Annotated in this window: 4 protein-coding genes; 3 read left to right on the top strand and 1 reads right to left on the bottom strand. The window is 58.4% G+C overall.

Annotated features, from left to right (window positions below; all coding sequences use genetic code 11):
- Positions 1-334: 334 nt before the first annotated feature.
- On the bottom strand, positions 335-1321 hold the full coding sequence (hemC, locus tag NW856_RS04645) for a hydroxymethylbilane synthase (protein ID WP_414399336.1): 987 nt from the start codon (positions 1319-1321) through the stop codon (positions 335-337).
- Positions 1322-1599: 278 nt separating this feature from the next.
- On the opposite strand from hemC, the gene NW856_RS04640 reads away from it, so the two are divergent.
- The 3 genes from NW856_RS04640 to NW856_RS04630 all read left to right on the top strand — a co-directional run.
- Complete coding sequence (locus tag NW856_RS04640; protein WP_414329203.1) at positions 1600-2061, top strand: YlqD family protein; 462 nt, start codon at positions 1600-1602, stop codon at positions 2059-2061.
- A gap of 187 nt (positions 2062-2248) precedes the next feature.
- Entirely contained in the window at positions 2249-3730 is a 1482-nt protein-coding gene (locus tag NW856_RS04635) for a glycosyltransferase (RefSeq protein ID WP_414399335.1), read from the top strand.
- A 63-nt stretch (positions 3731-3793) separates the two neighbouring features.
- Positions 3794-4100: NAD(P)-dependent oxidoreductase (locus tag NW856_RS04630; protein ID WP_414399334.1), on the top strand; the 307-nt coding region annotated here is incomplete at its 3' end.

Raw genomic sequence — 4100 nt, 5'->3', positions numbered from 1 at the left:
TGGCTCAAATGAAAGATCAACACAACCTAGTAAATTCTCAGCTTTGGCTTGAGCTGAGAAGGAAGTGGGCATCTCTATCAAGATTTGGAGAATACATAGGACTGCGTCTAGGCATTTTAGCCTTGCTACTTACGTCCTTTTGGGAGAGTGGTTTTCTTTCGGGTGTTGCCCTAGCTGAAGATCATCTTTTGGTGGCTCAGGCCCCGGAGCCAGCCAGGCAGCCTATGCCTTCTGTGCCTAGATCGATACCCTCCCCAGTTCCCATAGCTCCGGCAGAATCCTCAGCTGACCCTAGCTGAAGTTCTCAAAGCCTACTCAGAAAAAATAGGAAAGCCTAACGGCGGGCCTGGGCAAAAATGGCTTGCAAAATCTCGTCGGCCCCCTGCTGTTTTAGCTTTTCTGCAAGAGCCATCCCCACTGCCTCGGGATCGGCGGTGGATCCCGTCTGAGTATCGCGGATGAGCCGCCGGCCATCCAGGTCGGCCACCATACCGGTTAGGTGCAGCGCCTCCTCTTGGACTTGGCTGTGAACGCCAATGGGCACCTGACACCCTCCTTCCAAAGCCCGCAGGAAAGCTCGCTCTGCCAAGCAGCGGGCTGTGGCCTCCGCATCGGCCAAGGGTCGGATAAGCTCCAGAATCCGCTCATCTCCCTGCCGACACTCGATTCCCAGGGATCCCTGGCCAACCGCGTACAGAGACACGCTGGGATCCAACACCTCGTGGATCCGGTCGGCTTTGCCCAGGCGCTTCAACCCGGCCACTGCCAAAATCAGGCCATCGTACTCTCCCCGCTCCAGCTTAGCCAGGCGGGTGTTGAGGTTGCCCCGCACATCCTTAAAGTGCAAGTGGGGAAAGGCATGGCGCAGTTGGGCCAGCCGCCGCAGCGATGAAGTGCCGATCACCGTCCCCTCTGGCAGGGTGGCCAGTCGGTAATCCCGGAACTTTTCCCCCACCACCAAAGCGTCCAACGGATCCTCCCGCCGCGTGATCGCCCCCAACACCAAGCCCTCCGGCAGGCGAGTGGGCAAGTCTTTAAGGCTGTGTACCGCCAAGTCGCTGCTGCCGTTGAGCAGGCTAACCTCCAATTCCTTGGTAAAGAGACCTTTGTCTCCAATTTTGGCCAGTGCCACATCCAGGATGATGTCTCCCTGGGTGGAGAGAGTGTTGAGCTCCAGAGGTAATCCCGGATGGTGTTCTTGCAACTGACCCATCACCCACTGGGTCTGCACCAAAGCCAACTCGCTTTTTCGAGAGGCAATCCGCACCGGCTTGGTGATCCCAGCAGAGGGTTTGGAAGGGGTCGAGGCCCGTTCGCTCATGGCTGCCGCAAAAAAGAACACTGTCTCTCACGCTAGCCGAATCTGTGCCAGGGCAAGGCGGCGGCCTTTAAGATTCTTAACCAAAATTGCAGTTTCCCGAAATCAAGACTTTACCGCAGGGATCCCAGCCGGTAGGATAAGTAGATGGATTCTCCGGCTCGGCGGGGGAGGATCCGGTCTGTCAAGCTCCTCTTCCCCAACCCCAGAGCTTTTGAGGGGAGCTTTCTACAATGGGCACAAGCCCCTGGTTTGGTTGGTCGTCTGCCTGGATGAGTCTTATGGAAGAAAACAACGTCAGCAACGGCACTCAATTACTGCTCAAGCGCAACATTCCCATCAAGGTGGTGGTCACACCTCTTTGGAAAAAGGAAATGCAGGAGCAATTGGAGCGGCAGATCGAAGCCACCGATGCTCAGATGCAACAACTGGAGTTTCAGGGCAAGCGGGCTATTGCCGAACTGGAGAAACAAAGCCCCAACCCCAACAGCCCTCAAGTGCTCCAACAGGTGGAAGCGGTGAAAAGCCGCGTGAATGAGCAGAAAATCCGCCTCTTGGATCAGAAAAACCAACTGTTGCAGCAGATCAACCAACTGAGCACCCTGGAGCTTAACCAAGAAGTGCTGCAGGGCAATGTGGAGAGCTTCTTCCGAGTCCAAAAAGGAGACAACCTGATCCAGAAAATGCAGGTTGAGATCCTCCTGGAAGATGGGGTGATCAAAGAGATTCGCGGTAACCCATAGGCCACTCACCCCCTTGCCGGAGAAGCGGCAGCCGGGATCCCCAATTTTTCTCGCCTGTAGGTTCTCGAGAACTCCGTTTCGCCAACACAATGGGTGACAATAGGTAACAACCTCTTAACAGCCTTTGGGTTAACGCTCGCACAGGCTGGTGAGGTTGGGTAGCGTTGTCGCCCGGGGGAGGATTCCCATGTCTGAGTTCGTCTGGTCAGAGCCAGAGCCTCTCGAGGATCTTCATCTTCCCGATTGGTTGCTCACCTCGGCCCAGCGCCGCCGTCTCAAGGCTCTGCTGGTTCTGGCCATGGTGTGGGGGTTGGTCAGCCTGATGCATGTGGTGCCGACGGCCCGTTGGATCACCGTTGGTTTGGCCACGTTCATGGTGATCCACATTAGCCGCTTATTTCGCCTGCAACCGGCGGCCTCCCTGCCCCCTCTGAGACTTCCTCCTGCCGCTGCGACCCGCCGGGATCCCAGGTCAGCAGATAACAGCGATGACCCTAACAACAATGACTCTGTCCTGCCAATGCAACGGGATGGGCAGAGCGGGCTTTCTGAGTTGGGCGGGCTGGCCTTGCCCCGTGTGGCTGTGTTGATCCCAGCCAAGAATGAGAGCGCAGTGCTCCCACGGCTGTTGCACAGCTTGACCCAGCTCCGTTACCCCACCAGCCATCTGGAGCTGTGGGCCATCGACGACAACAGCAGCGATGCCACCCCTGAAGTTCTGCGGGAAGCCCAAAAGCGGATCCCCCATCTGCGGGTTTACCGGCGGCAGCCGGGGCGGGGCGGGGGTAAGTCCGGCGCCCTCAACGAGGTACTGCCCCTCACCCAAGGGGAGATCATCCTGGTCTGCGATGCCGATGCTGTGGTGCCTTCGGATTTTCTTGCCCGCACTCTGCCCTTGTTTGTTCAAGTGGGAAGCCTGCGCAGCCGTTTCAGCAGACGGACGGTAGGCGCTGTCCAGGTGCGCAAGGCCCTGAGCAACCCCAACGTCAACTTCTGGACTCTGGGGCAGGTGGCGGAAATGGCCTCTGATGCTTACTTCCAGCAGCAGCGCGTGGCTGTGAGGGGTATTGGCGAGCTACGTGGCAACGGCCAACTGGTGCGGCGAGATGTTTTGGAAAAGTGCGGCGGCTGGAACGAGGCCACCCTCACCGACGACTTGGATCTCACCTTTAAGCTGCACCTGGCGGGCGTAGATATCGCCTTTCTGCCAGAGCCGGCCATCGTCGAAGAAGGGGTCACCTCTTGGAAAAGTCTCTGGCACCAGCGCTGCCGCTGGGCGGAAGGGGGCTACCAGCGCTATCTCGACTACTGGCCAGGGATCCTCAGTCGCCGCATGGGGATGGCCAAAACGGTGGATCTCTGGGCCTTCTTTATTTCTCAGTACTTGCTGCCGATGGCCTTGGTTCCCGACACCCTCTGGGTGCTGTTGACGGGCCACTCCTCGGTGCTGCTCCCCTTGAACGCGCTGGTGATGGGCTGCCTGACGGTGGCTTTTTACCGGGGGCTACGCCAGGTGGAGGGCTTGCGCGGACGGCGACTTTGGTGGCACACCGCCCTGGGCTTGGTCTACATGCTCCACTGGCTGCCGGTTATGATCGCCACAACCGCTCGCATGTGTGTACAGCCCAAGCGCCTAAGGTGGGTGAAAACTGTTCATCACGGCGCTTGAGATCAGCAAGTTGGATCCAATCCTGCTATCCTAGTCAAGCACCTGCTCACGCCCTGCTCGACCATGGCCCGCCTCTACTACGACACCGACGCCAACCTGGAGCCTTTGGCCGATAAAACCGTTGCCATCATCGGCTATGGCAGCCAAGGCCACGCCCACGCCCTCAATTTGCGCGATAGCGGTGTCCAGGTCATCGTTGGCCTTTACCCTGGCAGCCCTTCCTGGCCCAAAGCCGAGCAAGACGGCTTAATGGTCAAAACGGTGGCGGATGCTGCCGCTGCCGCCGATTGGGTAATGGTTTTGCTGCCCGATGAAGTGCAAAAGGCCGTTTTCCAGGGCGAAATCCGTCCCCACCTGCAGCCGGGGAACG

The organism is Synechococcus sp. R3-13, assembly GCF_047462195.1.
Taxonomy (GTDB): domain Bacteria; phylum Cyanobacteriota; class Cyanobacteriia; order Thermostichales; family Thermostichaceae; genus Thermostichus.
The sequence above is the reverse complement of the archived record's forward strand: the minus strand, read 5'-3'. Positions and strand labels throughout refer to the sequence as shown.